Source organism: Streptomyces bacillaris (assembly GCF_003268675.1).
Lineage (GTDB): Bacteria > Actinomycetota > Actinomycetes > Streptomycetales > Streptomycetaceae > Streptomyces > Streptomyces bacillaris.
On the sequence record NZ_CP029378.1, the window covers coordinates 21,754 to 45,671 of the forward strand.

The window sequence follows — 23,918 nt, forward strand, 5'->3', positions numbered from 1 at the left end:
GGCTACAGGCGCTCCGTCTCGTCCAGGTAGTCGAGCAGGGCCGCGTCCACCGAGTCCCGGAAACCCGCGAGGGTCCGGGCGTCCTCGTCGAAGCGGTAGAGGTCCTCGCAGGAGACCCACCGCTCACCGGTCTCCGTACCGGGCCGGTAGCCGCCGGTGACCGTCCCGACCTCCCAGTCGGGTTTGCCCGCGGTCTCCCAGCAGCTGGCCAGGGTCCCGTCCGCGCTGATCACCGCCCCGTAACGGCCGCCCGTGTGACCGCACGTACGGCACGGGCGACGAGCACCCGGGCGGCTGACGGTGAACCCGAGTTCGAGTGCCCGCCGCTGCCACCGGGTGAAGTGCTCCGAGAGCTCCCCGGTGTGCAGCAGGTCGTTGGCGTATCCGATGCCCACATCACCGACCCGCGCGAAGTACAGGGCACAGCGGCTGGGGTCGAGCGATCCCGCGAGCCGGTCGATGAGCGTGTCGATCCCGTGGAAGGTCTCCTGGGAGACGTTCACCCGCAGCGTCCAGCGCAGCGGGGCGGCCTCACCGGCCCGGACGATGTTGCGGACGATCGTGTCGAACGTCCCGCCGCCGTCCGCCCGGTTGACCCGGATACGGTCGTGATCGGCACGGTCGCCGTCGAAGGTGACCTGGACCAGGTCCAGCCCCAGAGCCGACAGCTTCCCCGCCAGCGGCGGCGTCAGGAGCGTCGTGTTGGAGATCATCCACGCCGACGTCATACCGATGTCCGCCGCACGCTCCAGCAGTTCCACACAGCCGCGCGGGTTGAGCAGCGGCTCGCCCCCGAACAGCAGGATCCGCAACCGCTCCAGACCGGCATCGGCCATCTGCCGCTCGGTGAAACCGAGGATCGAGGTGATCGTCGGCGAGGTGAGCCGGGCCCGCGCGATCCTGGGCGGACGGCTCCCGCCGGCCGTGTCCTGGGCGGTGTTCTGGAAGCAGTACCCGCACCCCAGATTGCAGTGGGTGCTGGTGAGAACGGTCAGGGAGTAGGAACGCACGGGCGGGGAGGAGAACAGGCCACGCTCACGCAGCCGGTGTTCCGTCTCCGACCGCAGAGCCCCCTCCGGGGTCACATGCCCGGCACCGAGACGGGCGATCCCGCCACGGCCCAGGAACCACCAGTTCCGCTTGCCCTCCAGCAGACGCGCACCCTCGGCCAGGGCGACCTGTTGCAGACTCATCGTGCCCCCTCGACGGACTCAGCACCCGCGGCACCGGCCGGGACCGCGGCACCGGCCGGGAGAAGCCCGCCGGTCCGGCCGGCGGTGACGATCAGCATCGACAACGCGGTGACCAGCGTCGCCTGGTACGCCCACCGGAAGTACTCCCCCGCAGACGCGGTCGCCGGGGCCCGCCTGGAAGCGGACTTCCCCGGTATCGCGCCCAGCGGCTCCTGGATCCGGGCGAGCATCCGGACACCGGCCACCCCCGACGGGGTCCGCAGCGGGTCCAGGCCCAGGCAGTACTGGGCGAGCACCAGCTTCGCCGCCGACTCCCACTCCCCCTCGCGCACACAGTGGCCGGTCAGCCGGTCCACCACGTCCCACGCCCGCTCCCAGGACTCCCGGTCCAGGCCGAGGCCCCGGTCCCCGAAGCCGTAATCGCTGAGATAGAAGACCGTGTCCGTGACCTCGCAGACGTCCAGGCCCTCCACCGGCGATCCGCCGGCCCGGGCCAGCACACTGGCGGCGTACAGCTCCTGATACGACCCAAGTCGGTGGCCGACGCCCGCGAGATCGGCGTAGAAGCGGGTGCCCAGGTGCAGGTAGGGCGGCTTACGGCCCGGCGTGAGGTAGCCCTGGGCCGTCAGCCCCTCCAGCGCACCGTGCCGCCACTCCCCGCTCCCCCCGGGCGGGGCCAGGGCCGCCCACACCAGCTGGAAGGGGCGCGCGTTGACCGGGTCACCGGCCATCAGGGGGAGGAAATCCGGGCGTCGTCCGGCCTCATCCACCACACGGAGCGCCTGCGCCAGCGCCCCGTCGCCCGGGGCGGCCTTCTCCCAGTAACGGCACAGCAGCGCCAGCTGCAGCAGCGCCTTCACACGCGGCGTCACCGGCAACAGGGCGAGAGCTTCAGGGGAGTTGAGGTACGCCGCGTTGGCGCCCAGCCACTCCCTCGCACCCGCCGACACACGCTCCGCAGCCATGGCCACGGCCGTCCCGGTCTCTCCAGGTCCGTCCACCGCACCGGCCGCATCGGTCCCGCCGGCCGTGTCAGGGCCGGGTGATCGCCTCATCATGCTCCTCCTTCGAAACCCCAGACCGCCGAGGCACCGCCTCGACGATGTCGGCCGCCCGGCCCGCACCGTCCACCGCCGCGAGCCTGTCGCCCAGCTCACCGGCCCGGGACCGCAGACCCTCATCCCGCCAGGTCTCCTCCAACAGCTCCGGCCACAGGCCCGGCGAGTCCTTCGGCAGATGCACCGCCACGCCCGCCCGCATACACGCCCACGTCAGCAACGGCTGCTCGGACCCGTTGGGAGAAGCCCCCAGGGCCCGGCCACGTATCAGAGCCCCCAGCACGGGAGCGGAGGTCCCGCTGGTCACCACCAGCCCGGCCATGTCGATCAGCGGCCCCATCCACGGCTTGCGCACCGCGAGGATGTCCGCGCCCGGCGCCGGCTCGGGGTGCGGGGACCGCCCCTGCTCGACCACCGCCTGGAACCGGCCCCCGGTGAAAGCCTCATTGAGGTGCGGCCACCGGCTCGCCCCCTCGAAGACCCGCCCCAGATGCACGTAGACCACGGGCTTGCCCGACCGCGCCAGGAACTCCCGTACCTCCTCGACCTCCGCCGTGTCCGCCACCGGCTCCCAGGCCAGCGGCCCCACATGCCACACCCGCTCCGGCAGCCGGGCCCCGGGAAACTCCAGCACCGGGTCGCCCCGCAACAACAGCGCGTCGCCCAGCAACGGACCGCTCCCCCAACGGGAGCCGCCCGCCGGGAACCCGGCCTCCTCCCGCACCCGCTCGTACAGCCGGCGCATCTCCTCCGTACGGTTCCCGCGGCTCCGGCCCAGCGGGGGTTCGCCCTCGCCACCCGCCGCGTACTCCCACAGGTGCACCGAGAGGCCGACCACCACAGCGGGGATGTCCAGGGCCTCGGCCGCGAGCAGGGCGCCGTTGCACAACACCGAGGTCACCAGAAGATCGGCACCGAACTCACGGGCCGCCCGCGCCGTCGCCCGGTACTGCTCCAGCCCCGTACGCCCCCACCACGCCGCGGAGAATGCCCGCCGTCCCCCGAAACTCTCCGCCGCCAGGAACGACAGCCCCGCACCCGCCACAAGGGGCTCTATACCGGAACGGCCCAATACGGCGACCTGATGTCCCCGAAATTCCAGTTCCCGCCCCACCGCGATCGTGGGATAAAGAAATCCGCCGTCACTCAGCGGACACAGCAGAACTTTCACAGCACACCCGCCCATCACCCGGAATCGGAATCTGACCGCATACTCGGGACCTGCCCGAGTGAACGGTGAGCGACGACCGGCCCGCTCGCGGGCCACAGCAGAGGGGTCACCGCAACGGGCCTCCGGCGCCCGGAACATCGCCGGGAACCGGGGCCCGCGCCGTGAACAGAAGCGATGCGCCCAGTTACTGCAGCATGTCGCTGTTGTTCGTGATGCAGATGCCCGCCTCTTCTTCCTCTTCCTCGCTGTGGGCGACCACCTCGAAGTCCTCCAGCTCGCCCTCGACCGGACCCGCGTTCTTCTCGTTCTCGGACATAGGAGTTCCTCCTCCGATTACGGCGCCGACCACACCGGCACCGACTGGAAGAGAACGTATGAATCGCCGGTATGGCAACGCCACATCCGCGCCCCGACACCGGTAAACAGCCCGGAAACAGCCGCTGTGGATCTTTCGGGCAGCTGAGCGGTGGAGCCGACGGCATGAAGGTGCGGCCCGCTCCCCGCCGCCCGGCGCTTCACGGCCCGGCAGCCACCGGACCGGGTCGCTACGTACCCTGGAGGGCATGCGTATGCGCCCCACTCTGAGCTGGACCCCCACCGGGGAGCCGCCGCCCGGCACCACGGACCCGGGGCCGGTCGTCGACGTCCTGGGCAAGGGCGGTGTGCTCGTGCTGAGCGGGGCGGGGATCTCCACGGAGTCGGGCATTCCCGACTACCGGGGCGAGGGCGGGAGCCTGAGCCGGCACACCCCGATGACCTACCAGGACTTCATCGCCGACGCCCAGGCGCGGCGCCGGTACTGGGCGCGCAGCCATCTCGGCTGGCGTACCTTCGGCCGGGCCCGGCCGAACGCCGGGCACCGGGCCGTGGCCGCCTTCGGGCGGCACGGGCTGCTCTCGGGGGTGATCACCCAGAACGTCGACGGTCTGCACCAGGCCTCCGGCAGCGAGGGTGTGGTGGAGCTCCACGGAGGCCTGGACCGGGTGGTCTGTCTCTCCTGCCGTACCCTCAGCCCGCGCCGCGAACTGGCCCGGCGGCTGGAGGAGGCGAACGAGGGCTTCGCGCCGGTCGCCGCCGCCATCAACCCGGACGGTGACGCCGACCTCACCGACGAGCAGGTCGGGGACTTCCGTGTGGTGCCCTGTACCGCCTGCGGCGGCGTTCTCAAGCCCGACGTGGTGTTCTTCGGTGAGAACGTGCCTCCGGAGCGGGTCGAGCACTGCCGTGAACTGGTCCGCCGGTCGGCCGCCGTGCTCGTCCTGGGCTCCTCGCTGACGGTGATGTCGGGGCTGCGGTTCGTCCGTCAGGCGGCGCAGGCGGGGCAGCCGGTGCTGATCGTCAACCGCGATCCGACCCGGGGCGACCGCCATGCCGTCACCCGTATCGCGCTCCCCCTCGGTACCGCCCTCACCACCGTGGCCGGCCGGCTGGGCATCCCCGTCGACGACACGGCTGCCCAGGCCGGGCCCGGCTGAGGGGGTGGGGCGGTGAGGCGGCGGCCCGGTTTCCGGGGGTCGCCTCCGCTTCCTGGAGTTCCTTCAGCGGCCGGGAGTCGCCTCGGCTTTCCGGAGTTCCGTCGGCGTACGGAAGTCGCCCCGGTCTTCCGGAGTTCCGTCGGCTCCCGGCCTCCCGACGTTACCGAGCGAACTTCCTCAGGTCCTCCGCGAGCGAGCTGATGGCCGCGGGGTTGCGCGGGCTCTCCACCAGGTCCACGTAGTCCAGGACCACGATCCGGTCGTTCTTGACCGCGGACACGTTGGCGAGCGGCTGGTAGGACTTCAGGAACGCGCGCTTCTGGTCCGCAGTCGTGTCACCGTAGTTGTTGATGACGATGACCTCGGGATCGCGGTCGACCACCGTTTCCCAGCCGACCGTCGTCCAGCTGTCCTTGAGGTCCTTCATGATGTGGTCGCCGCCGGCCTTGGTGATGATGTCGTGCGGTCCCGCGTACGCGCCCGAGGTCAGCGGCTTGTCCTTGCCGTCGTCGTACAGGAAGACGCGTGGGCGGTCGTCGCCCTTGGGCGCCTTGGCCTGGGCGTCGGCGACCTCCTTCCGGAAGGACGTGATGAGGGACTCGGCCCGGTCCTCCACGTCGAAGATCTTTCCGAGGTTGCGCAGGTCGGTGTAGAGGGCGTCGAGCGGCGGCATGACTCCGCGGGCCTTGCCCTGTCCGTTGCGGCAGGATTCGCTCAGCAGGTACGAGTCGACGCCGACGCGCTTCAGTTCGGCGGGGGTGAAGCCCTCGCCCTCGTTGAAGCCGTAGTTCCACCCGGCGAAGACCAGGTCGGCGTTGGCGTCGAGGACGAGTTCCTTGTTGATGCGCTCCTTGGAGAGCCACTTCGTCTTCTTGTAGCCGTCCTTCCAGGGGACGGACGTCATGTCGCCCTTGTCGTCGGGCATCACGTATCCGGCCATGTGGTTCTCGAGGCCGAGGGCGAACATGATCTCGGTGATGCCGACGTCGTTGGTCACGACGCGCTGCGGCGCCTTGGCGTAGGTCCTCTTCTCGCCGCAGTTCTCGACGGTCACCGGGTAGTGCCGGTCGGCTTCCGTGGTGCCTTCCTTGCCGTCGGCCTGGGTGGTGACGTCGGCACCGCAGCCGGTGAGGGCCAGGGCCGCGGCGAGCAGGAGGGCCGCGGGGCGGGTGGGGTTCGGCATGGTGGCTGGGCTCCTCAGGAGGTGGTGGTGGGGCGGGCAGGCGGGAGGTCGAAGAGCAGCTGGAGCGCGCCGGTCTCGGGGTGGGCGACGCGGTGTGCCCGTACGCCGAAGACCTCGGCCAGCAGTTCGGTGGTCAGGACGTCGTACGGGGCTCCGGAGGCGACGATCCGGCCGCCGGCGATGACGTGGACGAGGTCGCAGTGCAGGGCCGCGAGGTTGAGGTCGTGCAGGGCGGTCAGGACGGTCAGGCCGCTGCCGCGGACCAGGGCGAGGATCTCCAGCTGGTGGGCGATGTCCAGGTGGTTGGTCGGCTCGTCCAGCACCAGGACGCGGGGCTCCTGGGCGAGAGCGCGGGCGATCAGGACGCGCTGCCTCTCGCCGCCGGAGAGGGTGAGGAAGCCGCGTTCGGCCAGGTGGGCCGCGCCGACCCCGGTCAGCGCCTCCTCGCAGCGGCGGCGGTCCTCGTCGGTCGTCCGGGCCATCGGGCCCTGGTGCGGCATCCGGCCCATCGCCACGATCTCGGCCACGGTGAAGTCGAACTCCGCGACCGCGTCCTGCGGCAGGGCGGCCAGCCGGCGGGCGCCCTCCCGGGTGGTCAGGGAGTGGAGGTCGTCGCCCCCGACGCGGACCACGCCGGAAGTGGGGCGCAGCGCCCGGTAGACGCAGCGCAGCAGGGTGGACTTGCCGCTGCCGTTGGGGCCGACCAGGCCGACGAGCTGCCCCTCCCCCGCGGTCAGCGTCACCTCGTCGACGAGCCGTGCACCGGCGGTCTCGACGGTCAGCGCGTCGATGTCGATCCGCATCAGATGCCTCCGAAGGAGTAGGTACGGCGGCGCATCAGCAGGATGAAGCAGGGGACGCCGATGACCGCGGTGAGGACGCCCACGGGAAGTTCGGCCGGGGCGAGTACCACGCGCGAGAGGATGTCCACCCAGATCAGCAGCACGGCTCCGGCGAGCGGTGCGACGGCCAGGAGCCTGCGGTGGTCCGCGCCGACCAGCATCCGTACGGCGTGCGGGACCATCAGGCCGACGAAGCCGATCGCTCCGCTGACCGCGACGACGGCCCCCGTGACGGCCGCGGCGACGAGGAAGAGTTCCCTGCGGAGTCTGCCGGGGTCCACCCCCAGGGCGGCTGCGGTCTCGTCCCCCATGGCGAGGGCGTTGAGGCGCCGCGCCGACCAGGCGAGATACCCGAGACCGAGGAGGACCGCTCCGGCGGCGATCGGTACGGAGGCCCAGTTGGCGCCGCTGAGGCTGCCGAGGAGCCACATCATCGCGGAGCGGGCCGCCTCGCCGCGCTCGGCCGCGAAGACCATGAACGTGGTGACGGCCGAGAAGCCGTAGTACATCGCCGTCCCCGTCAGGACGAGCCGCAGCGGGGTCAGTCCGCGTTCGGTGCGGGCGACCGCGTACACGAGCGTCATCGCGACCAGCGCGGAGACGAACGCCGCCGTGGACAGCGCCCAGATGCCCAGCGCCCCCAACGCCCCGAAGATGAGTACGGCGTTGGCACCGACCGCCGCCCCCGAGGAGATCCCGAGGACGAACGGGTCGGCGAGCGCGTTGCGGACCATGGCCTGGACGGCGACGCCGATGGCCGACAGACCGGCCCCGACGATCGCGGCCAGCACGGCGCGCGACAGCCGCAGCTCCCAGACGATGGTGTAGGCCGCCACCTCGTCGGGGCTGATCGCCCCGCCGGTCAGTCCGGCCCAGAGATGGCGCACCACCTCGGCCCAGGAGAGGCCGGAGGCCCCGAGTCCCGCTCCGCAGACGAGCGAGAGGGGGAGGGCGAGGCCCAGGCCAATGAGGAGGACCGGCAGCGGTACGCGCCGGGGCGGGGGCGGGGCGGCGTCCAGGCGCGCCGGGCCCGGGGGTGGGGAGGGCTGGGAGGGTATGTGGTCGACGGACGTGGCCACAGGCCGGTCGCTTTCGCCTCGGGCCGTGCGCCTGCGCGGAAACGGAGCAGCTCCGGACGGAGGCCGCCCGCGCAGCGCCCTTTCGCAGTCCACGGCGAATTGTCAGGAGCCTTCTCCGCCACGGGTGATCGGGCTCGCGGAACCAGTGGCTCCGCCTACCGTTGCGGGTCAGCGCCGGACTTCGACCGGACTTCCCCCGTGGGGAAGTCGCAGCTTAGCGTGTGCGTCTTCAGGGCCCTGGGCGGCGGTGCGGATGCTTGCGATTCCAAGGCCGGTCTTGGGGCTTGGCTTGGGGCTTGGCTTGGGCCGGTGTCCGGGTCGGCGCCAATCTCTGGGGTCCCGGGTGCGGCCGATCCCTACGATGGGCGCGTGCCGACCTACGTCTACCGCCTGTCCACGTACGACCCCGCCCACCACGACGAACACCGTTCCGCCACCGGCCCGGAGGGCACCGTCAGTGACTACGGGGAGGTCGAGTCGGCCTGTCTCAGGGCGGTCAAGGCCTTCGCCCGGGAGTCGGGCATCGATCAACTGGCCGTGCGCGAGCCGGAGGTGGCGGCGCTGCCCCGCTTCGGCCTCGATGACGAGCCCCCGGTGGACCGGTTCGGGCTGGCCGGGTTGTTCCCCTCCGACCAGGAAGACTCCGGGAAAGGGCTTCCGTACGGCTTTCACGACGGGGCCGTCGTAACGCTCGATGTCGGGCTGGAGTTGGTGCGGGCCATGCTGCGCGGCGCCGGCGTCCGGTGCCGGCTGGAGGTGGCGGACCGGTTCACGGTGCATGTGGGCCGGGACCGGCACGTCTACATCGGCAGTGAGCGACCCTGCGAGGGGGTGGTGGCACGGGCCCGGGCGCTCGGGCTTCTCCCGGAGCGCGTCGACTCGTCTCCGTACACCATGGAGACCGGAGGCGCCGAGGAGATCCAGCGCCCGGCCGACGACGCCTTCTGGTCCGGCCTGGGCCGGATGGTCTCGACGTGCCGGGCGGGGATCCTGGAGGAGATGTACGTCGAGGGCGCCTCGCGCCGACATCGCCTCACCTGGGACGGCGTCGAGGCGGTAAGGGACCGGATCGCACCCCGCGCACGGCTCGCCGTGTGGCCCGAGCCGGGGACGAGTGAGCCGGGGGCGAGTAAGCCAGGGGCGAACGGGGCGGGGACGAGCGCGACGGAAGCGAACGGGACGGGAGACCTGCCCGTGACCACCGGCGGGCGCGTGCCGCTGCTCACCGCCGTCATGCCCGACGCCGACGGGGTCGTACGGGCCCGCTGGCGGACCGAACCGACGCCGGGCGACCGTCGCTGGGCGTTCCTCAGGACGCTGCGCCGTGGACAGATCGTGAGCGGCACCGTGACCCGTATCCCCGCCTTCGGCGTCACCTTCGTGGACATCGGCGGCTTCGAGGCGATGATCAACATCCCGGAGCTGTCGTGGCGGCACTTCGAGCACCCTTCCGACATCGTCTCCGTCGGTGAGGAGGTCCGCGCGGAGATCCTGGACATCGAACTCCTCCCTGAGCGCGTGTCGCTCTCCCTCAAGGCCCTGCACGAGGATCCGATGCGGCGGTTGACCGAGTGGGTCGGGTCGACGGTCGTCGGGTCCGTCACCAAAGTGGTGCCCTTCGGGGTGTTCGTCCGCGTCGCGGAGACGGAGGGCGGGCTGGAGGGGCTGGTGCACATCTCCGAGCTGGCGGACGGGCACCTGGAGGGGCAGGACATAGCCGTACGGGTCGGTGACGTGCTGTCGGTCCGGGTCCTGGACGTCGACCCGGCCCGCCGCCGGATCGCCCTCTCGCACCGGCAGGCCGTCGCCGTCCCCGGGGACTGACTGCACGCGAGAAGCAGGGCACGCCGGGGGGAACGCGGTCATGTTCGTGAGCCGGTGTCATGAGTACGCGTACTCGTGCGCAACAGCCCTCCTCGGCGCCATGCTGTGGTCTCTCGACCCAGTAGCTGAGGAGTAGGCGTGACGGGTGTTCGGAAGACCGCGACAGTGGCACTGCTGGCGATGCTGGGCGTCGCGGGGGCGGGCCTCGCCCCCGCCGCCGCGGCGACGCCCGGGGAACTTCTTCCTCACCCCGGGCCGGACGGTCTGGTGTGGGTGCCTGAGTGGACGGGCGACGGCGGTGTGGTGTCGGGCGGAGCCTCGGACCGGCTGCCCACCGTGCTCACGGTGGCCTGCGAGGGCGGCGGCGATGTGCGGGTGACGATGGATTCGCAGGGCACTCAGGTGGCCGCGTTCACAGTGGACTGCCCCGCGGGCAGCGCGGGGGTGGGCTCCGTGTCCATGGACCCGGGGGTGGTGCGGTGGGGTTCGTTCACCGTGGGAGTCGACGCCTCGCACGACGCCGTACGGTGGTCGCTGGCCGTCACCCAGCCCGAGTAGCCGGGGCGGAGCCGGGCGAGGGCTCGCACCGGGACCGCTGCCCCTCCCGCCCGGTGGGGTACGACAGGATGAGGCCATGAGCGTAGTCAAGATCAATGTGCTGACCGTCCCCCAGGAACAGCGCGAGACGTTGGAGAAGCGCTTCGCGTCCCGGGCCCACGCCGTCGAGAACTCCGACGGGTTCGAGTGGTTCGAGCTTCTCCGGCCCGTCGAGGGCACGGACAACTACCTCGTCTACACGCGCTGGCGTGACGAGGCATCCTTCCAGGCCTGGATGGAGGGTCCGATGAAGGCGGCCCACCAGGGCGGCGGCGCCGGTGACGGCGGCGAGCGCCCGAAGCCGGCGGCCAGCGGGTCCACCGTGTGGTCCTTCGAAGTCGTGCAGCAGGCCGGGCCGGTCGGCTCGTAGCACAACGCCGTCGGTGACCCGCTCCCACCAGGCGGGCCGCCGGCGGCCCCACGGTCGGCGGACCGGTCACTGATCCGGCGTTGGGGCACGCTCTACAGCCTCCTCTGCGCCCTCGCCCCGCTTGTCTTCCTCGCCTCGCCTGTCTTCCCCTGCGCCTCTCCCACCTCTCCTGCCTCTGCGGAGAGCCGGAGCCGCGTATTCCTGTCGCCCTCGCCGTGCCGGGGTCAGCCTCGGGGCGCACGCGGTCTCCTCCCGCCGGTTGATCCTCTGCCGCCGGGGCGTTTTTAAGATCATCAACGGGGACCGGCGACCGGCCGGAGCAACGATCAGTGCGTGCGTATCCGCGCGTGTGGAGAACGGACCGACGGACCGGTGGACGACACCAACATGACACTGCTGGATGTACTGCTGGGCGCGGTTCGGGAGGCTCCCGGGCAGGTCGTCGTCCATGTCCGAGGCGACAGCAACGGCAACGGCAACGAACTGACCGTCACCCTCCGCGAACTCCTGGACGACGCGCTGCGCGTGGCCGGGGGGCTGCGGGAGGCCGGCATCGCGCCGGGGACCTGTGTGCCCCTGCTTGCCGATCGCAGCGAGGACTTCCAGCCGATGTTCTGGGGCGCACTCGCCGCCGGGCTCGTCCCCGTACCGCTGGCCCCCGACGCCCGGCGCGCTCTGCCGATCTGGGAGCACCTGGGCCGGCCGCCCGTCGTCGTGGATGCGGCGAGCGCGTCGGTGGTGGCGGAACTCCCCGGTGACGTACGGGCTCTGGACCTCGATGCGCTGCGCCGGGGGCGGGTGCTGCGGGAGCCCGCCGTCGCCGGGCCGGACGAGGTCGCGTTCCTGCAGTTCTCCTCGGGGAGCACCGGTGCGCCCAAGGGGGTGGAGGTGACCCACCGTGCGGTGCTGGCCAATCTGGAGCAGATATGCGCGGCCTCGGGGCTCGGTTCCGGTGATGTCGTGGTCAGCTGGATGCCGTACTTCCATGACATGGGCCTCATCGGTACCCACCTGGCGCCGCTCGCCGCCCGCGCCAAGCAGGTGAAGATCGGGCCGCTGACGTTCGCCAAGCGGCCCCGGGTGTGGTTCGAGGTGGCGGACCGGCACCGGGCCACCGTGCTGTCCGCCGCCAACTTCGCTCTCGCGCTGGCCGTACGGCGGGTTCCCGAGGAGGTCGTCGCGCGGCTGGATCTGTCGAGCGTGCGGCTGATGCTGGTGGGGGCGGAGCCGATCGCCCCTGCGGTGTGGCGGGAGTTCGCCCGCCGGATGCGCCCGGCGGGCCTCGATCCGGCGGCGGCCCAGCCGGTTTACGGGCTCGCGGAGGCGACGCTGGCCGTGACCTTCCCGCCGCCGGGCGAGGTCGCCGAGCCGCTGGTCCTGGACCGGGCGGCGCTGGGCCGGGGCGTGGCCGTCGACGCCGTGGCGGGCCCGGGGGCCCTCGAGCTGATGGACGTGGGGCTTCCGGCGGCGGGGTGCGCCGTGCGGATCGTCGACGACGGGGGCGCGGAGCTGGGCGACCGGCGGGTCGGGCACATCCTGGTGCGCGGCCCTCAGCTGGCCCGTGGCTACCACGGCCTTCCGGGTGCGAGCGCGGAGGTGTTCTCCGACGGGTGGCTGCGCACCGGCGACCTCGGGTTCCTGCGGGAGGGGCGGCTGTGTGTGACGGGGCGCCACAAGGATGTGCTCTTCCTCAACGGCCGTACCTTCCACGCCCCTGACCTGGAGGCGGTCGCTGCGGCCACGCCCGGGCTGCCTCCGGGTGCCCCTGCGGTGGTCGGCTCGACCGACCCCGTGACGGGCGGCGAGCGCGTGGTCGTCGTCGTTCCCTGGGCCCGGCCGCCGCGCGAGGCGGCGGAGGTGCTCGAACGGGTCGCGGCCCGGGTGCGCGAGGCGCTCCTCCACGACGATGTGCGTGTGCTGGCCCTGGCTCCGGGGGCCTTTCCCCGTACGACGAGCGGGAAACTGCAGCGGCAGCGGCTGCGGGAGCGGTTCGAGGCGGGTCAGCTGGGAGCGGGTCCGGTCGGTCGGCCTTCCGGTGGTACGGAGGCCTTGCCTCCCGTACGGGCCGAGGCGCCCCGGTCGCGTGGCGAGGCCGAACAGGTCGTACGGGAGGTGTGGGCGCGGGTGCTGGGGCGGGCCGCGGGGACGATCGGGCTCCACGAGCCGTTCGGGAGCCTCGGGGGCACGTCGCTCAAGGCCATGGAGGTGCTCGTGGCTCTGGAGGACGCGTTCGGGCTGACCCTGCCGCCTGCGGTGATCCGTGACCACGGCACCGTCGCCGCGCTCGCCGGGCACCTTCTGGCGACCCTGCCGGTTCGGGATGCTGAGCGGGTGCGGGCCGCTTCCGCGTCCGCGTCGGGGGGCCGCGATGCCGGGGCGGCTTCCGCGGCCGGAGCCGACTCCGCGTCTGCCCCCGCCCTCGCCTTCGCCTCCGGGAGCCGGCAGGCCGGGGCAGCCTCCGCATCTGCCTCCGCAGCCGTCATCGGGATGGCCTGCCGGTTTCCCGGGGCGGATACGCCCGATGCCTTCTGGGACCTGCTCGTCGAGGGGCGCGACGCCGTCACCCCCGTGCCGGAAGGGCGTTGGGATGGCTCCGGGGACCGGGCGTCGGCAGGGCACCGGGCCCGCTGGGGTGCTCTGCTCGACGACCCCGCCGCATTCGACGCGGGCTACTTCGGTATCGGTGAGGACGAGGCCCGCGCGCTCGATCCGCAGGCGCGGATCTTCCTCGAACTCGCCCATGAGGCCCTCGAACGTGCCGGATACGCGGGGCCCCGTCGGCGTGGCCACCGGGTCGGGGTCTTCGCGGCCGTCGGGGAGAGCGGCTACCGCGAGGTGCTGGACCGCGCCTCCGCCGACGGGTCGCCGCTGCCCGCCGCGCTCACCGGGAATCTGCCGAGCCTCATCGCCGCCCGGGTCTCGCAGTGCCTCGATCTCGACGGGCCCGCGCTCGGCGTCGACACGGCCTGCTCGTCGGGGCTGGTCGCCCTCCATCTGGCGCGGCGCAGTCTGTTGGAGGGTGAGTGCGATCTCGCCGTGGTCGGCGGGGTCAACCTGCATCTGACGCCGACCGGTCACCGTCTGCTGGAGGACGCCCAGGCCCTCTCCCCCACCGGGCGCAGCCGCGCCTTCAGCGGAGACGCCGACGGGTTCGTGCCGGGTGAAGGGGGTGCGGCGATCGTCCTGACGCGGCTGGATGCCGCGCGGGCCGGGGGTGATCGTGTGCTCGCGGTCGTCCGGGGCACGGCCGTCAACAACGACGGCCGCTCGATGAGCCTCATGGCGCCCAACCCGCTGCGGCAGCGCGAGGTCATCGGCCGGGCGTACGAGGCGGCCGGGGTCGCTCCCGCCTCGGTCACCTATGTGGAGGCCCATGGGACGGGTACGGCCGTGGGTGATCCGATCGAGCTGCGGTCGCTCGCCCACGCGTTTCCCGTACGGCCGGACGGGGAGCCCCGGCTGCTCGGTTCGGTCAAGACGAACATCGGGCATCTCCTCAACGCGGCCGCCCTGCCGTCCCTGGTGAAGGTCGTGCTGGCCCTCGGCCACCGCAGGCTTCCCCCGTCGCTGCACCACGCCTCCCCCGCGCCGGGGCTCGCGTCCGCCGGGTTCTCTGTGGTGACCGAGGCCCGGGAGTGGACCTCGGCCGGGCCGCTCGTGGCGGGCATCAACGCCTTCGGGTTCGGCGGCACCAACGCCCATGCCGTACTGGAGGAGGCGCCGCGCCACGTGACGGACGTGGTGGACGTGGTGGACGTGGACGCCCCGTACTCCGATCTCCCGTACGAGAGCGAATCGGGCGGGATCGCTCGTCTGCTGACCCTGTCCGCCCGCAGCGCGGACGGGCTGCGGGCGGCGGCGGACCGGCTGGCCGCTCATCTGGACGGGCATCCGGAGCTGCACGAGGGGGATGTGTGCCTGACCGCGAGTACCTCGCGGGACGACGGCCCTCACCGGCTCGCCGTCGTCGCGGAAGGTGATCTCGCAGCCCGGCTTGCGACTGCCGCCCCGCACGGAGGGGTTGTCGCCCGTTCGCGGCCCCGGGTCGTCTTCCTGTTTCCCGGGCAGGGGGCGCAGTTCCCGGGCCGGGACCGGGCTCTGTACCGTACGGCTCCGCTGTTCCGCGACACCCTCGACGAGGCGTCCGCCCTCCTCGGGCCGGTACGGGGGCGGGCCCTGGTGGAGTGGGCCCTCGCCCCGGAGGCCGACCCTGCCGACCAGGCCCTCACCGAGGTGGCGCAGCCGTTGCTCGTCGCCTCCGGGATCGCGCTCGCCCGCCAGCTGCGCGAGTGGGGTGTGGAGCCCGACGCGGTGGCCGGGCACAGTGTCGGGGAGATCGCCGCAGCCTGTGTGGGCGGGGTGCTGACTCTGCGGGACGCCGTGCGGTTCGCCGCCGAACGCGGCCGTCTCATGGGGGCGTTCACCGAGGCCGGGGCCATGATCGCCGTACGCGGGGGCGAGGAGGCCGTCGCGGCGTTGGTGGCGGAGGCTTCCGGTGCGGAGGGCGGTGCCGGAGGCGGCGGGGACCTCGCCGTCGCGGCGTACAACGGTCCGGGGCTTCAGGTCCTCTCCGGTTCCGTCTCCGCCGTCGAGCGCGCCGCCCGTCACCTGGACGGCCAGGGCATTCCCGTACGTCGTCTGCGGGTGTCCCGGGCCTTCCACTCGCCGCTCATGCTCCCGGTGGCGGAGCGGCTCGCCGACGCGGCGCGTGCGCTCACCGTGCAGGAGCCGTCCGTCCCGCTGATGAGCACCGTCACCGCCGAGTGGCAGCCTGTTCTCGGCCCGGAGTACCTGCGCGACCATGCCCTGCGGCCGGTCCTGTTCGGGGCCGCCGTGGAGCGCCTGGCCCGGGAGGGGTACGACACGTTCGTCGAGGTCGGGCACGGAGCGACCCTGTCCGGCGCGGCCCGCGCGGCGGCGGGGACGGTCGAGGGCGCGATGCGCGGTGATGTGCTGGTGCTTCCGGCTCTGCCCGGCGGTTCCGACGACCGTACGGCGGGTGGTGGCGGGCGGCGCGCGCTGCTGGAGACCGTCGGGCGGCTCTGGTCGCGGGGGGTGCCGCTGGACCGTACCGCGCTCGACGCGGGTCACCGGCGGGTTCCGCTGCCCACCTATCCCTTCCGGCGCGACCGGTACTGGGCCGATCCGCCGGTGAGTCCCCTGCTGCACCGGGTGAGGTGGGAGGACACCGCGCTGCCCGACGCCTCGGCTGCCTGCGTACGGTCCGTGCTGCTGACCGGGCCCGACGCCACGGCCGTCGATCTGCTGGGGCGCCAACTGGCCGCCGAGGGAGTTCAGTTGCACACGGGGGGCGAGGAGCCGCCGGACACCGTGGTCCTGGTGGCCGGGTCCGCACCGGGCCAGGAGGAGGGCGCCGGTGCGGTCGGCCGGGCGCAGGAGGCCGCGCTGGCCGCCTTCGATGTGGCGCTCAGCAGGCTCGACGCGACGCGGGCGCGCCGGATGGTGGTGCTGACGGAGGACGTCCACACCACGGGGGTCGCTGCCGAGCGGCCGCGGCCCGCCCATGCGGTGCTGGGCGGGGCGCTGCTGGCCCTGCCGGTGGAGACGCCGGGCCGTTCGGCCGTCGGGGTCGACCTCTGCTCACTGGACACCCCTGCTCAGCGGCTGGCGGCCGTGCTGGCCGAACTGCGCGCGGAAGGCGACGGCGCTCCGGGCGAGGCCACCACGGTCGCCTGGCGGGCGGGGCGCAGGCTCACCCGCCGCATCGCACCCCTGGCGGCCCAGGTGGCGGCCGTGTCCCCGTTGCCGTCCGACGGCACCTTCCTCATCACCGGGGGCGGCGGCGGAATCGGCGGCGCGCTCGCCCGCGAGCTGGCCGGAAAAGGCCGACCCACCCTCGTGCTCGCCGGGCGCTCACCGCAGCCGCCCGCCGGGCTCGTCGAAGAGTTGCAGGCACTGGGCGCCACCGTCCACTACCGCGTGGCCGATGTCTCGGTCGAGCGGGACGTCGACGCGCTCATCGGTCAACTGCCCCATCTGGACGGCCTCTTCCATGCGGCGGGCGTGGTGCGCCCCGGCACGCTGCGGAACCGGCGCACCGAGGAGACCGCCGCCGCCCTGGCCGCGAAGACGCGGGGGCCGTGCTGCTCTCGGCGGCTCTGCGACGGCACGGGCTCGATCCGGCGGTCTGTGTCGCGTTCTCGTCCGTCTCCGCGCTGCTGCCCGGTCTGGCGGGTGGCCTGAGCGAGTACGCCGGTGCCAACGCCTTCCTCGACGCGTTCGCCGCCTCGGAGCGGCGGGCGGGCAGGCCCTGGCAGTCCGTGAACCTCGCCGCGATCGCCGGGACGGGGATGGCCACGGGCCTGGGTACGGGCCTGGGCGCCGGTTCCGGGCCGGGCTCCCCCGCCGTACAGCGGGCCGGTGGCCGGCCGGTGGGCACCGGCCCCGCGCTGTCGGCCCTCCTTACGGCGTGCGGGGTCGACGCGGCGCAGGTGCTGCTGGCGGACCTTGAGCCGTCGCGTTCAGGTCCGGGTCCGGCCCTGTCGTGGCGTACGGGTCTGGACGCGGCCCCGTTGTCGCGTACGGGTCCGGTGCTGCCGTCTCCGTCTGCGGATGTCGTTCCGTTGTCCGGACGCACGTCTCGGTCTCCGGCCGGTGCCACCGAGCCGACCGCCGACGCCTCTGCGCGTACGAGTACAAGTGCGGGTACGGGTACCGCCGCGTTGCTGCGCCGGCTCCTGGGCGCGGCGTTGCGGCTGCCCGCCGCCGAGATCCCCGACGACGCGCCGTTCCTCTCCCTCGGCCTCGACTCGCTCGCCGCCGTCGACCTCGTACGGCAGCTCGAACGGGAGTTGGGCGCAGCCCTGCCCGCCACGCTCTTCTTCGAGTACCGGACCGTCCGTGAGCTGGCCGCCCATCTCGACGCCCCCGCCGCCCCGGCGCCGGTGCCCTCTCCGGCCCCTTCCCCGGTCGCTGACGGGGTGGCGTTCCCGCTCACGCCGGTCCAGCTGGCCCTGCACACCGGCGAGCGGCTCCATCCGGACATCCCGGCCCACGGGTATGTCCGCCAGACCATCCAGGGCCCTCTGGACACCGGACTCCTCGGCCGCGCCCTCGCCGGGCTCGCGGACCGGCACTCCATGCTGCGGATCCGTATCGAGAGCGGCGCGGGCAACGGGGATGGTGGGGCGCCCCGGCAGTACGTCGCACCCGCCGCCGCCCTCTCCGACTGGTACGAGGTGCGCGAGCGGCCCGGTCCCGTCGAGGAGCTGGAGAACGCCCTGCGCAACCGGCCGTTCGACCTCTCCGCCGAGCCGCCCGTACGCGCGGTCCTCGCCCGTGAAGCCCCGGATCTGGCCCACCTGGTGCTGATGATCCACCATGCGGCGGGTGACGGCTACAGCCTCAACGTCCTCGCGGAGGAACTCTGGTCGCTCTACACCGCCTTCGCCCGGGGGCAGGAGGACGTTCCCGAACTGCCCTTGCTCTCCACCGACTTCGCGCGGTACTCCGCCGCTGCCGCCGAGGAGCGGTCCTCCGCCGCCGGGGCCGAGGCCCTCGCCGCCGATCTGCGTCACTGGTCGGAGCGGCTGGCCTCCCGGGGCGAGGCACTGCGGCTGCCGTACGACGGTGATCCGGACGCCCTCCCGGCCGCTCCCCTGGCCACCCATCTCAGCGCCCTCGACGCGCCGTCGACCGCCGCGCTGGAGGAGCGGGCCGCCGCGCACGGGGTGAGCCTGTTCCAGCTGCTGCTCGCCGTCCATGTGCGGTGTCTGGGCCGGTGGAGCGGCGGGCAGCGCGAGATCGCGGTGAACGTCGCCCGCGCCCGGCGGGAGGGCCGGCTGCCGGGGCTGGACCGGCTGGTGGGACCGCTGGCCGACACCCTGCCGCTGCTCTGCGAGAGCGATCCGGACGAGTCGGTGTGGGAGCTGGCCGAGCGGATCGGGCGGCTCTGGCTGGAGAGCGAGCGGCACGCCACACCCACCAGCCTCGACCTGGCCCGACTGCTGACGGAGCGCCCGACCGGGGCAGGGCCGAGGGTGGTGGGCCCGGTCGGGGCCGAGTCCAGGGCTGTGAGCCCGGCCGTCGCCGGGCCGGGGACCGCGAGCGCGGCTGTCCCCGGGCCAGGGACGGTGAACCCGGCCGTCGCCGGGCCGAGGACCGTGAGCCCGGCCGGGTTCAGCTTCGCCCGCTTCCCGGCCGCGCTCGACGCGCAGTGCCCGGTATCGGTGCGGCCGACCGCCGCCGGGACCGGGACGAGCGCGACCCGGCTCAGCCTGCTGTGCTGGCAGGACGACACAGTCCTGCGGTTCTCGTGGAACTTCCCCGTCCGCCTCTTCGACCCGGCGACGGTGGCCCGCCTGGACCGCGACTTCCACGACGAGCTGACCGCCCTCGCCGGGGCGGACGGGCCCACCGCCCAGGGCGGGGCCGAGGCCGCGCACACGGCAGCCGGGTCCGGGTCCGCCACGATCGTGGAGCGGCTTCTCGCGCGTTTCCGGGCCACCCCGGACGCGATCGCCGTCGACACGGGCGCCGGGAGCACACAGGTCGGGCGCGGCACCGGCACCACCCTCACGTACGCCGAACTCGACCGTGCCTCCCATGCGCTCGCCGCCCGGCTCGTGGCCCGGGGCGTCACCCCGGGGAGCCTGGTCGGGCTCCTCACCGAGCCCGGCGCCGACGCCGTCGTCTCGGTCGTCGCCGTTCTGCGCGCGGGCGCCGGGTGGGTGCCGCTGGACGCCGGCCACCCCAGCGCGCGCCTCGCGGACCAGCTCGGCCGTTCGGGCGCCCGTACGGTGCTCTGCCATGCCGCGACCCGCGCGGCGGCCGAGGCCCTCGGTGATGTCACCCTGGTCCCCGTCGACCTCTCGGAGCCCGTACCACAGGAACAGGAATACGGGAACGTGCCGGACGGACCGGACAGTCCGGACGGTCCCGTCGACGCGGATGCCCTCGCCTACGTGATCTTCACCTCCGGGTCCACCGGGCGCCCCAAGGCCGTACCCATCACCTACCGTTCGATGGAGAACTACCTCTCCTGGGCCATCCGCACCTTCGGCTACGACGAGCACGACCGGCTCGCCCAGACGGCGTCGCTCTGCTTCGACGCCTCCGTACGCCAACTCCTGGCCCCGCTGCTCGTCGGGGCGACCGTCGTGACGGTGGACCGGGACCTCCTGCGCGACCCCGACCTCCTCCTGACCCACGTCGAACGCACCCGGATCACCGTGTGGAGCTCCGTACCGACTCTCTGGGAGCAGCTCCTGACCGCCTCGGAGGAGCGGGTACGGCGCGGAGCGCCACGGCCCGGTCTCTCGGCCCTCCGGTGGATCCATGTCGGCGGCGAGGCCCTGTCCCCCGCGCACGTACGCCGCTGGTTCGATCTCTTCGGCGACGGCCAGCGCATCGCCAACCTCTACGGGCCGACCGAAGCGACCATCAACACGACCTGTCACATCATCCGTTCCCGGCCCGCCGACGATGTGACGCAGCTGCCCATCGGCCGTCCCGTGGCGGGTACGGAGGTGGCGGTCGTCGGCCCCGACGGGGAGGACCGCCGGCCCGGCGAGGCCGGTGAACTCCTCATCGCCGGGGTCGGGTTGACGCCCGGGTATCTCGGTGAACCGGCCCTGACCGAGGCCGCCTTCATCACCCGGCGGGGGCGGCGCTGGTACCGCAGCGGCGACCGTGTGCGGGCCCGTGAGGACGGCACCCTGGACTTCCTCGGGCGCCTCGACGACCAGGTGAAGGTCCGGGGCAACCGGGTCGAGCCGGGCGAGATCGCGGCCGTGCTCCAGGGCCACCGGGATGTCACCCAGGCCGTGGTCCTGCTCCAGGACGGCCGTCTCGTCGCGTTCGTGACGCCGAGGGCGGGGGCGCCCGGCGTGGACGCGGTGGCGCTGCGGGTCCATCTCGCGGCGACGCTGCCGCCGTACATGGTCCCGTCCCGCATCGTCCCGGTCGAGAGGATGCCGCTCACGGGCAACGGGAAGATCGACCGGCGTGAGCTGCTGGCCCTGGGGACGAGGACGGGCGCCGAGGATCGGAAGGAAGGCGCGAACGAGCCGGTGCAGGCCGGGGATGTGCCCCGTACGCCGCCCTCGACGCCCACCGAAGTCCGGCTGGCGCGCATCTGGTCCGTCCTGCTCCAGGCCGACGACGTCTGCCGTGAGGACGACTTCTTCGCCCTGGGCGGCGACTCCCTGCTCGTGCTGGAGGTGTTCGCGAGGCTGGAGCAGCAGGGCGGGCCGCTCCCCCGGCCGACGGTGATCTACCGTCACCGGACCCTGGCCGCCCTGGCCACCGCCGTGGACGCGGCCGTGGACGGCGCTGCTCCGTCGGATGCCCCTGCGCCTGCCCCTGCGGTCCAGGAGACCGGCGGAGACGGCCCCACGCCCTTCCCGCTCACGCCCACCCAGCGCGGCTTCCTGCTGGCCGAAGCCATGGCACCAGGGGCGTCGTCGTCCTGGCTCACGCGGCTGCGCCTGCGCGGCCCGCTCGACACCGCCCGTTTCCAGGCCTCGGTGGACGCCCTCGTCGTACGGCACCCCATGCTCCGTACCGTCTTCCCCTCCGGGGCGCGCCCGGCGGTCCAGCAGGAGCTGCCGCCGTCGCTGCGGCTGCCCGTCGACTTCGAGCCCCTCACCGACCCGCACCAGGTGGAGGAGAGGGTCGCCGCCGAGCGGGAGCGCCGCTTCGAGCCCTGGGCGTGGCCGCTCCTGCGCCTGCGGGTCCTCACCCTCGCCCCCGACGACCATGTCCTCGTGGTGCACGCGCACCACATCATCGGTGACGGCTACAGCGCGGCGCTCCTGATACGGGAGCTGACGACCGTGTACGACGCGCTGTCCGGCGGCGAGGAACCGGTCCTGGCCCCTCTGCGCAGTACCTTCCGCGACCACGCCGTCCGCCTCGCCGGCCGGGGTCCCGGCACGGCTGCCGTCACGTCGGCGTTGGCTTCGTCGGCCTCGGCCTCAGTGCAGGACGACGACCGGTGGGTGCGGCTCAGCGCACCCTACGATCCGCCAGTGCTCGGTGACGGCGAAGGCGGGGCACGCCGTCACGTGCCCTTCCTCACGCACTCGTTCACGATCGAGGCCGATCAGGTGGAGAAGCTGCGCCACCTCGCCTCGCGTGTGGGCGCCACCCTCTACGCCCCCGTGCTGACCGCGTACTACCGGGCGCTCGTGGCGGAGACCGGGCGGGCGGATCTGGTGCTCGGGCTCGCCCTGAGCGGCCGGGACCACACCCTGCCCGACGCGCACCGGGTGTTCGGGCCGTATGCCACCGCCGTACCCCTGCGGCCGGTCCGTCCGGCCGACGCACGGCCGTCCGGCCAGGCGGACTTCGTCGGGGATCTCCGGCGCATCGTCGCGGAGGCCACGGCGGCGCAGGTCCATGACGGTCCCGTGCCGTCGCTGCCCAGCGGGCTGCCCCTGGCCTCCCAGTTCTTCTTCACGTACTTGGACTTCTCCGCCCTCGGGCCGGAGAGCGGGCGCACGCTGGCGGTACACCACGAGGACAACGGCAGTGAGAGCGGGAACGGGTACACGCCGCCTCCGGTCGGTACGGATGTGTTCCTGGCGGCCGGGTCGGACGCCGGGCGGCTGCGGCTCACCGTCCGCGCGTCGGCGGCGGCGTTCACGCCGGACGGCCTGGCCGTGTTCGCGGGCAGGATCCGGGACGGGCTGACGCGGGCGGCGGCCGCGCAGCCGGTACCGGAACAGCGGCGTGCCGGGAGCCCGGGCGTACCGAGCGCGATCGCCGGTCCTGAACCGGTCGGGTCAGGGCAGGAGCCGCGCATGGATGCCGCGCTGATCGGCTATCTGCCGTCCCCGGCCCACCTCGCCCGGCTGGCCCGGCTGCCACAGGCGGACCTGCCGCGCGAGCAGTTGCGCGCCCTGTTGTTCCCCGACGGGCGCCCCCGGCTCCTGGAGACGCTGAGCACCCCGCTGGGGCGTTCGGGCTTCGTCTGCGTCCCGCTCTTCGCGGACGAACTGGCCCCCGGCGACGCACTGCTCGGGCACACCGCGCGCGGGGTGGAGCTCGCCGCCTCCTTCGGTGCCCGGTCCGTGTCGCTCGCCGGCATGATCCCCTCACTCACCGGCTACGGGTTCGACGTCGTGCGCGCCGTCGGTACGGGCGAGGGTGCCCCGGCCGTCACCACCGGCCATGCGGCGACCGTGGTCTCCGTCGTGAAGACCGTCCATGCGGCGCTCGAAGCCACCGGGCAGGAGTTGAACGCCCTCACCGTGGCGTTCGTCGGGCTCGGTTCCATCGGCTCCTCCTCCCTGGAGTTGCTGCTCGGCCGGGCCCCGGCTCCGCCCGCCCGGCTGCTGCTCTGCGACGTACCGGGCAGCGGTCCACGGCTCAAGGAGTTCGCCGAACGGCTCCGCGAACGCGGTCTCGCGGACGCCGTCGACGTCCTGGAGTCGGGCGGGGTGCTTCCCGACGCGGTGTACGGGGCACGCCTCATCGTCGCGGCGGTCAGCGGCGGCGGCACGCTCCTCGACGTGGACCGGCTCGAACCCGGTACGACGGTGGTCGACGACTCGTTCCCGCACTGCTTCGACACGGGGCGGGCCGTCAGCCGGATGGACCGGGCGCGGGACGTCCTGGTCGTCGGGGGCGGGCTGCTGAGCGCCGGGACCGTCGAACGGCAGGTGGCCGAAGGGCTGCCGGCCGCCGCGGTGGCCGGTTATCTCGCGCAGCCCTCGATCCCGGACACCATCGCGTCCTGTCGGCTGGAGTCCCTGCTCCACGCCTCCGGGACCACGGATCTCCCGCTGGTCCGGGGCCCGGTCGACACGGCCACCGGCCGCGCCTACTGGGCGGCCGCGGAAGCCACCGGGACGCGGGCGGCGCCGCTGCACCTGCTCACCCGCACCATCGACGGGGACATGGCCCGGCAGGTGCCGAGCCGTCCGGTCCTGCCGAACCGTCCGGTCCTGCCCAACCCTGTCGCCCTGCCGGACCGTCAGGACCACCTGGGCCGCTCGGGCCTCCCGGACCTCCGGGAACGGCAGTTCGGGAGCGAAACGTAAGAATTGTCTCGCCGTGCCCTTCGCCCTCTCCGTCCGGCCGGAAACCATCCGGACGGAGAGGCTCCGGGAAGAGCGATTCACTTTTCGATCGACCGCCTCCGGAGCGAAAGGCCACGGAG

Annotated in this window: 11 protein-coding genes and 1 pseudogene; 5 read left to right on the plus strand and 7 right to left on the minus strand. The window is 73.2% G+C overall.

Annotated elements, in window-relative coordinates:
* Window positions 1–2 precede the first annotated feature (2 nt).
* From DJ476_RS00105 to DJ476_RS35265, 4 genes are all read right to left on the minus strand, one after another.
* Window positions 3–1,193, minus strand: coding sequence for a radical SAM protein (locus DJ476_RS00105; RefSeq protein ID WP_112489482.1), 1,191 nt, complete (start codon window positions 1,191–1,193; stop codon window positions 3–5).
* Window positions 1,190–2,158 (minus strand): DUF6895 family protein, encoded by a 969-nt coding sequence (locus tag DJ476_RS00110; protein ID WP_318294242.1) that lies wholly within the window; start codon window positions 2,156–2,158, stop codon window positions 1,190–1,192. Before DJ476_RS00110 ends, DJ476_RS00105 begins: the two co-directional genes overlap by 4 nt.
* A 67-nt stretch (window positions 2,159–2,225) precedes the next feature.
* Window positions 2,226–3,296, minus strand: a complete 1,071-nt coding sequence (locus DJ476_RS00115; protein WP_241565737.1) for a glycosyltransferase — start codon at window positions 3,294–3,296, stop codon at window positions 2,226–2,228.
* A gap of 310 nt (window positions 3,297–3,606) precedes the next feature.
* Window positions 3,607–3,738 (minus strand): hypothetical protein, encoded by a 132-nt coding sequence (locus DJ476_RS35265; RefSeq protein ID WP_255239291.1) that lies wholly within the window; start codon window positions 3,736–3,738, stop codon window positions 3,607–3,609.
* Between the two features lie 247 nt (window positions 3,739–3,985).
* Here DJ476_RS35265 and DJ476_RS00120 point away from each other — a divergent pair, with 247 nt between their 5' ends.
* Window positions 3,986–4,897 (plus strand): NAD-dependent protein deacetylase, encoded by a 912-nt coding sequence (locus DJ476_RS00120; RefSeq protein WP_103420835.1) that lies wholly within the window; start codon window positions 3,986–3,988, stop codon window positions 4,895–4,897.
* Between the two features lie 160 nt (window positions 4,898–5,057).
* On the opposite strand, the gene DJ476_RS00125 is transcribed toward DJ476_RS00120, so the two are convergent.
* From DJ476_RS00125 to DJ476_RS00135, 3 genes are read right to left on the minus strand one after another with little or no spacing between them, the layout of a single operon-like run.
* Complete coding sequence (locus tag DJ476_RS00125; protein WP_112489483.1) at window positions 5,058–6,080, minus strand: ABC transporter substrate-binding protein; 1,023 nt, start codon at window positions 6,078–6,080, stop codon at window positions 5,058–5,060.
* Between the two features lie 14 nt (window positions 6,081–6,094).
* Window positions 6,095–6,883 (minus strand): ABC transporter ATP-binding protein, encoded by a 789-nt coding sequence (locus DJ476_RS00130; RefSeq protein ID WP_162638571.1) that lies wholly within the window; start codon window positions 6,881–6,883, stop codon window positions 6,095–6,097.
* Window positions 6,883–8,001 (minus strand): FecCD family ABC transporter permease, encoded by a 1,119-nt coding sequence (locus DJ476_RS00135; RefSeq protein ID WP_162638573.1) that lies wholly within the window; start codon window positions 7,999–8,001, stop codon window positions 6,883–6,885. The genes DJ476_RS00130 and DJ476_RS00135 overlap by 1 nt, the downstream gene beginning before the upstream one ends.
* A gap of 369 nt (window positions 8,002–8,370) precedes the next feature.
* On the opposite strand from DJ476_RS00135, the gene DJ476_RS00140 reads away from it, so the two are divergent.
* From DJ476_RS00140 to DJ476_RS00155, 4 genes and pseudogenes are all read left to right on the plus strand, one after another.
* The gene (locus DJ476_RS00140) at window positions 8,371–9,825 is read left to right on the plus strand and encodes a S1 RNA-binding domain-containing protein (protein WP_167480356.1); all 1,455 of its coding nucleotides are present in this window, start codon (window positions 8,371–8,373) and stop codon (window positions 9,823–9,825) included.
* A gap of 138 nt (window positions 9,826–9,963) precedes the next feature.
* Window positions 9,964–10,383 carry a hypothetical protein gene (locus DJ476_RS00145; protein WP_241565736.1) on the plus strand — a complete coding sequence of 140 codons (420 nt, stop codon included), beginning with the start codon at window positions 9,964–9,966 and terminating at the stop codon, window positions 10,381–10,383.
* Between the two features lie 76 nt (window positions 10,384–10,459).
* Window positions 10,460–10,792 carry an antibiotic biosynthesis monooxygenase family protein gene (locus DJ476_RS00150; RefSeq protein WP_070200350.1) on the plus strand — a complete coding sequence of 111 codons (333 nt, stop codon included), beginning with the start codon at window positions 10,460–10,462 and terminating at the stop codon, window positions 10,790–10,792.
* 387 nt (window positions 10,793–11,179) lie between these two features.
* Window positions 11,180–23,799, plus strand: a pseudogene (locus DJ476_RS00155) (amino acid adenylation domain-containing protein).
* Window positions 23,800–23,918 lie beyond the last annotated feature (119 nt).

Bases quoted from the DNA above. Each gene is read 5' to 3' on its own strand.
- DJ476_RS00105 (WP_112489482.1), bottom strand. From the start codon at position 1,193: ATGAGTCTGCAACAGGTCGCCCTGGCCGAGGGTGCGCGTCTGCTGGAG.
- DJ476_RS00110 (WP_318294242.1), bottom strand. From the start codon at position 2,158: ATGGCTGCGGAGCGTGTGTCGGCGGGTGCGAGGGAGTGGCTGGGCGCC.
- DJ476_RS35265 (WP_255239291.1), bottom strand. From the start codon at position 3,738: ATGTCCGAGAACGAGAAGAACGCGGGTCCGGTCGAGGGCGAGCTGGAG.
- DJ476_RS00120 (WP_103420835.1), top strand. From the start codon at position 3,986: ATGCGTATGCGCCCCACTCTGAGCTGGACCCCCACCGGGGAGCCGCCG.
- DJ476_RS00125 (WP_112489483.1), bottom strand. From the start codon at position 6,080: ATGCCGAACCCCACCCGCCCCGCGGCCCTCCTGCTCGCCGCGGCCCTG.
- DJ476_RS00130 (WP_162638571.1), bottom strand. From the start codon at position 6,883: ATGCGGATCGACATCGACGCGCTGACCGTCGAGACCGCCGGTGCACGG.
- DJ476_RS00150 (WP_070200350.1), top strand. From the start codon at position 10,460: ATGAGCGTAGTCAAGATCAATGTGCTGACCGTCCCCCAGGAACAGCGC.